Annotated in this window: 4 protein-coding genes and 1 pseudogene; 3 read left to right on the top strand and 2 right to left on the bottom strand. The window is 39.4% G+C overall.

What is annotated here, in order from left to right:
* Window positions 1–200: 200 nt before the first annotated feature.
* Entirely contained in the window at window positions 201–1,088 is an 888-nt protein-coding gene (locus tag V7K53_RS15895; RefSeq protein WP_335198471.1) for a pirin family protein, read from the bottom strand.
* A 169-nt stretch (window positions 1,089–1,257) separates the two neighbouring features.
* Between V7K53_RS15895 and V7K53_RS15890 the strand changes: the two genes are divergently transcribed.
* Window positions 1,258–1,728, top strand: coding sequence for a rhodanese-like domain-containing protein (locus V7K53_RS15890; RefSeq protein WP_335198470.1), 471 nt, complete (start codon window positions 1,258–1,260; stop codon window positions 1,726–1,728).
* A gap of 160 nt (window positions 1,729–1,888) precedes the next feature.
* Window positions 1,889–3,380: pseudogene (locus V7K53_RS15885) on the top strand (ISNCY family transposase).
* 6 nt (window positions 3,381–3,386) lie between these two features.
* Here the strand turns inward: V7K53_RS15885 and V7K53_RS34055 are convergent.
* Entirely contained in the window at window positions 3,387–3,488 is a 102-nt protein-coding gene (locus V7K53_RS34055) for an IS4/Tn5 family transposase DNA-binding protein (RefSeq protein ID WP_442940495.1), read from the bottom strand.
* Window positions 3,489–3,950: 462 nt separating this feature from the next.
* Here V7K53_RS34055 and V7K53_RS15880 point away from each other — a divergent pair, with 462 nt between their 5' ends.
* Window positions 3,951–5,303: a phenylacetate--CoA ligase family protein gene (locus tag V7K53_RS15880; protein WP_335198469.1), complete on the top strand. Its 1,353-nt coding sequence runs from the start codon at window positions 3,951–3,953 to the stop codon at window positions 5,301–5,303.
* Window positions 5,304–5,703 lie beyond the last annotated feature (400 nt).

The raw sequence follows: 5,703 nt of genomic DNA, 5'->3' as shown, positions 1-5,703 counted from the left end.
TTTTTCTCCACCCTCTATAAATCATTATTATTTTTCTCTCGTTGTATGAAACCACCCTGCCTCCCCGCTTGCGGGGAGGGGTTGGGGGTGGGGTGCAATGACTGTGAGAATCATAACTATTTATCCGGACATGATATAACTGGCAACTTGGGTTAAAGGCCATCTTAAAGCGAGGTAGTGAGCCTTGAAGTGTGACACACTTATGAAAAAGGATTAGCTTCTGTTACCACTTCTGGCAGTGGAATAGACTCTGTTTCATTTGGCACGCTAGCAAAACGAGAGTCGCGCCAATCGGCTTTAGCTTGCTCTATTCGCTCTGGTCGGCTAGAGACAAAATTCCACCATTTGTAGCGTGTACCTAACGGCTCACCGCCAATAACAATACATCGAGCAGCAGCTGTAGCAGAAACCTCAACCCGGTCGCCTGGCTCTAGAATAGCTAGACGATATTGCTCCATCGGTTGATCGTTAATCCTCAATCCCTCCGTGACACTGTATACTGCCCTTTGTGAATAATCTGTAGGGATAGTGAAGTGGGTGTTGGCAGGTAACACTGCATCTAAATAGAGAATAGGTGAGAGAACTTTTACAGGTGAGGTATAGCCAAATGCTTGCCCAGCAATAAGTTTGATGATAACGCCATTCTCTTCCCAAGTGGGAAGGATGTCAGCCGGATAGTGAATGAACGTTGGCTCGGTTTCTTCGTGTTCAACAGGCAGGGCGACCCAGGTTTGAATGCCATGAATAGTAGCTTCTTGGTGACGGTCAAAGTCAGGTGAGCGTTCTGAATGGACAATCCCTTTTCCCGCTATCATCCAGTTGACTGCACCTGGTTGGATTTCTTGCACAGTACCCAAACTATCGCGATGTATCAAAGCACCATCAAATAAATAAGTTACCGTTGCCAGATTAATATGAGGATGTGGTCGGACATCAATGCCTTGATTGGGGGGCATAACGGACGGGCCAAGATGATCGAAAAAGATAAACGGCCCAACCGTTTGGCGATTAGGATATGGCAAACTGCGGCGGGCAGAAAAACCACCCAGATTTTTAACTTCGGGTTCAATCAGTTGAAGAATTGCCATAAATCATCGCAGGTGATTAGTAAATGCTGTAATTATTATAAGTATATTTACTTGCAAATCAGCTAATCTTGATGAGTTATCTGTTTGTTTTGGAGAGTTGATGCCAATGCGATCGCTTATTCTTCGATCGTTTTTTACTATTAAATATTAAACACAGCCCCCGTTAGTATTGTTTCTCAACCAGAGAGTCTTTTCACAAGTGCGATCGCTCACCTTTAACTTTCTTAAACTTCTGATTAGATTTCAGTTTCCTACTGTTGAGGAAATTAATTGTAACCAATTAGCTCAATTACTATCAGATTCTCCAAAGCCTCGTCCATTAGTGCTAGATGCACGAAGTCAAGCTGAGTATGCAGTAAGCCATATCGAAACAGCAGTACGCATAGATCCTCTCACAGAGGACTTAGCAGCAGTTGCAACAGTTTCAAAAGATAGACCAATTGTTGTGTACTGTGCTGTTGGCTACCGAAGCGCAAAATTAGTCCAAAAATTTGATGAAGCCGGGATGAAGTGCATTTATAACTTAAATGGTGGAATTTTTCAGTGGGCAAACGAAGGCAGGCCGATCTTTCAAAATGGACATCCGGCAAAGATTGTACATCCTTACAATGCAATATGGGGAAAATTACTAAAAGCCTAGCGTGGCAAAACTTACTAGAGAAGAGTGGAAATCCTGTAATCTTAACCTTGTAGCGAAATAATGGTGCAAAAACTTGGCAAGAAAAAGTTTAAAACCAGAGGCAACATCGTTTGAAGTACTCGATTGTGTTCAAAAAAAATGCCCCTCGTGCGGTCAAGCAATGTGGAATGAATACAATAATCCTCGATATATAAGAACGTTAAATGGGGTAGTAGAACTACAGCTAAAAATTCGTCGATGTCAAAATCAGTCATGTCTGCGGTATAAAAAAGCATATTGACCAGAGCAAGAAGGGTCACTCGCTCTACCACAGAACGAATTTGGTTTGGATGTGGTTGCTTATATAGGAGCATTACGGTACCAAGAACATAGAAGTGTTCCCGAAATACACACTCACCTGGAATAAAAGGGTATATGTATAAGTCAACGAACGGTCACGCACCTCATTGACAGATATGATGAGTTACTTTCTTTGTGGCTAAAAGACCATAAAAGGTTAAAAGCAATATTTAAAAATCAAGGACGGGTGATATTAGCTATTGATGGGATGCAGCCAGAAATTGGACATGAGGTATTATGGGTAATTCGAGATTGCTTATCAGGAGAAATAATACTAGCTAAAACCTTATTATCATCAAGAAACGAAGATTTAGTGGCGTTATTATTAGAAGTAACTAATACCTTAAATGTACCAATTGATGGCGTTGTTAGTGATGGACAACAATCAAAACGCACAAGCTGTTAGGTTAGCATTACTTAGTATTGCTCATGGTTTATGTCATTATCATTACCTGAAGGAGGCAATTAAACCCATATATGAGGCGGATCGACATGCAAAAAAGGAATTGAAAAAAAAAGTAAGAGGATTACGAGACATTGAACGTAGTGTTACCAATCAAGATAAGGATTTGGCAACTATTATTGAAGATTATTGCTCGGTAGTGCGTAGTTCTATAACCAATGATGGTCATCCACCGTTAAAGGCATCTGGATTAAAGTTACAAGAAAATTTGACGTTGATAGAGCAAAGCTTAGAAAGGATGGAAAAAAAGTGCTTTACCACCACATGCAGTCAACCTAAAACACCTGATAGCTAAGGGATTATCTGCGACTGATCTTTATTTTCACTTGTTATATTTGCATATCAGTGGGTTGATAAAGCTAGTAACATTCTCAATAATAAAATAGGTCTTGATGCTGCTGGAGTTAAACAAAGTTATCAAGAACTATTAACAGAAATGTCCTCTCAATTGCAGAAATCTGGTACACTCAATACCGTAATAGATAACTTTATAAAAACCACCCATAACTACTGGTCTGGACTTTTTGATTGTTACGAAATTGAAGATTTTCCCCGAACTAATAATGACTTAGAACATGCTTTTGGTATGTTACGTCATCATCAACGTCGTTGTACTGGTCGTAAAGTTGCCCCCTCATCCCTTGTTATTCGTGGTTCTGTCAAACTTGCCTGTGCAATCGCTACTAAACTTCATTCTTTTACCGCATCTGATTTAGCACAAGTTGATATTCATACTTGGCTCGAATTACGCTCTCAAATGAAAAAACACCATAAAGCCAGAATTGAACAATATCGATTTCGCAGAGACCCCAAGGGTTACTTGGCTAATTTAGAGAGTCGTCTTCTCTAGTAAGTTTTACCACACTAGCTCATAAGCTCTCTTGAGTACGGTTCCACTACTAAAAACTTCTGACAGTGCTTTACCGAATCCCAGACTTAGAGCATACCCGATTGACATTGCACGCTCATTCAATCGGCGGTAAGCGTAGCCATGCCGTCAGGCTTATCGCCCAGTTCTATGGTTGCAAAATTTTTCTCCTACCAGTCCAGCATTGCTAGTCACCTTTAGCACCCAATTTCCATTACTGTACAGTATCTGTTGTGCTGTTTCTCAAATCCTTTGTTGGTAAGCCTTTCAAGACTTAACGGGAAAAGTCAGATTAAGCAATGCTAGTTCTTACTGGCTTCAAAGCTTTATCTATAAGGATTACAGTCACCAATGTCTCATACTGTTCTTGCGTAGTTGAAGCTGGGGGAGCTGGGGAATAAGCGTGAGCCTAGAACTCTATCAAATCCTGACTAGCCAACATTTAAAAAAACTGTGAAATATTTCCTTAACTGTCTTAACTGTCCTTGTCTTTTTTCTTACGAAAATGATATTCTATGCGGAATTTCACTGTTAAAACCTTTTCTAAGGACGATGAATAAATTAGCTCTTGAACCATACATCTGGAATCGCAAGTATGAATCCATGCCACGCGAAGAATTATGTGAGGTAAAGAAAAATCGACTAATAAGATGTGTAGAAAGAGCTTATGAACACATACCCTTTTACAAACAAAAGCTTGATGCTGTTGGCATACATCCTAGTCATATTCGGTCTGTAGAAAATATTTCCCTGCTTCCTTTTACCACCAAAGCTGACTTACGCAACCAATACCCATTTGGAATGTTTGCAGTCCAAATGGATTCAATTCTTCGACTTCATGCCTCTTCTGGTACTACTGGCAAACCGACAGTTGTTGGTTATACTCATAACGATTTAAACTTATGGTCAGAACTAACGGCACGAGCATTAGCAACTAGTGGTGCAAAACCTGGAATTATCGTCCAGAACACTTACGGTTACAGTCTTGCCACTGGTGGGCTTGGCTTTCATTACGGTATTGAACGCATTGGTGCTACAGTAGTTCCTGCTTCTGGCTCTTCACCCCAACGGAATTTAACACTTTTACAAGATTTTAGCAGTGGCATTATATTGAGTACCCCTAGCTACATATACACTATTAGTGAAGTAGCAGAAAACGAAGGTATCGATTTACGTTCATTGTCTGTTGCTGCCGGGATTTTTGGCGCTGAATCATGGAGTGAAGCTTTACGAGATGACATCGAAAAACGTTGGAATATGGTAGCTTATAATACTTATGGATTAAGCGAAGTGATTGGCCCTGGGGTAGCTCATGAGTGTCCTCATCGAGTTGGTCTGCATATTTATGAAGATCACTTTATTCCTGAAATTATTAACCCAGAAACAGGGGAACAAATGGAAGAGGGAATATATGGAGAACTTGTATTAACAACTATTACTAAAGAGGCTGTTCCCCTGATTCGCTACCGAACTGGTGATATTACACGCCTATTTTATGAACCTTGTGCTTGTGGTCGAACTCTGATTCGGATGGATCGTGTTAAAGGTCGTATTAATGACTTAATTAGAATAGAAAATAAAACTTTATTTCCTACAGAAATTGAAGATGTGCTATTAATATCGCCTGAGATGATACCTCATTTCCAGATTGTGATTGACGATAATATCAACTTAATTGATAGTATTGAAATTTGGGTTGAAGTTTCTAATTCAGTTTGGCAAAAACAAACTTTACTTGTTGAGCTAGAGCAGCAATTAGTATCTAATATTGAACACCGTTTAGGGATAGCTGCTAAAATCAAGTTGATGCCACCACAAAGCTTACCTCGTAGTGAAGGAAAAGCAAAGCGTTTAGTTAATAGAAGTCAAATTAATACATTCCAAACATCTAAAATCGAGAATTAATAGTTGTTCTTGTGTTTGTTGTTTCTTTTCTACGGTATTTTTAATTTGCTCTTGAGTGAATTATGAAGTTCACTAATAATTGTTAGAAACTGTGTACACTAGCGCAAATAAAAATCTATGTTCAGGTCAGTTTTGAATATTACTAGGACTTGAACTAAAAAATAAAATTTTAGCTCACAATCTACTTCAAACATGAGTATCTGGTAGTCTGTCAGCCCAAAATTGTTTGGGAAAGGCAAGCTCGTGAGAGCAAATTATGATTTAATAGATAGCTACTTGAATGTTATCTGCTAACTTTGTTAAAGTAACGTGAGTTCGACGGAACTAAAAAATAGCAGGAGGCAGTGCAGGTAAGTCTTTTGGGTAAATATCGATCGATGGTTTTTTGGGCAAATAGGTA

Origin of the sequence: Nostoc sp. (assembly GCF_036917355.1) — a bacterium.
Classification (GTDB): Bacteria; Cyanobacteriota; Cyanobacteriia; order Cyanobacteriales; family Nostocaceae; genus Nostoc.
The sequence above is the reverse complement of the archived record's forward strand: the minus strand, read 5'-3'. Positions and strand labels throughout refer to the sequence as shown.

Excerpts from the sequence above, each read along its gene's own strand:
- V7K53_RS15895 (WP_335198471.1), bottom strand. The coding sequence starts at position 1,088 with ATGGCAATTCTTCAACTGATTGAACCCGAAGTTAAAAATCTGGGTGGT.
- V7K53_RS34055 (WP_442940495.1), bottom strand. The coding sequence starts at position 3,488 with ATGTCAATCGGGTATGCTCTAAGTCTGGGATTCGGTAAAGCACTGTCA.
- V7K53_RS15880 (WP_335198469.1), top strand. The coding sequence starts at position 3,951 with ATGAATAAATTAGCTCTTGAACCATACATCTGGAATCGCAAGTATGAA.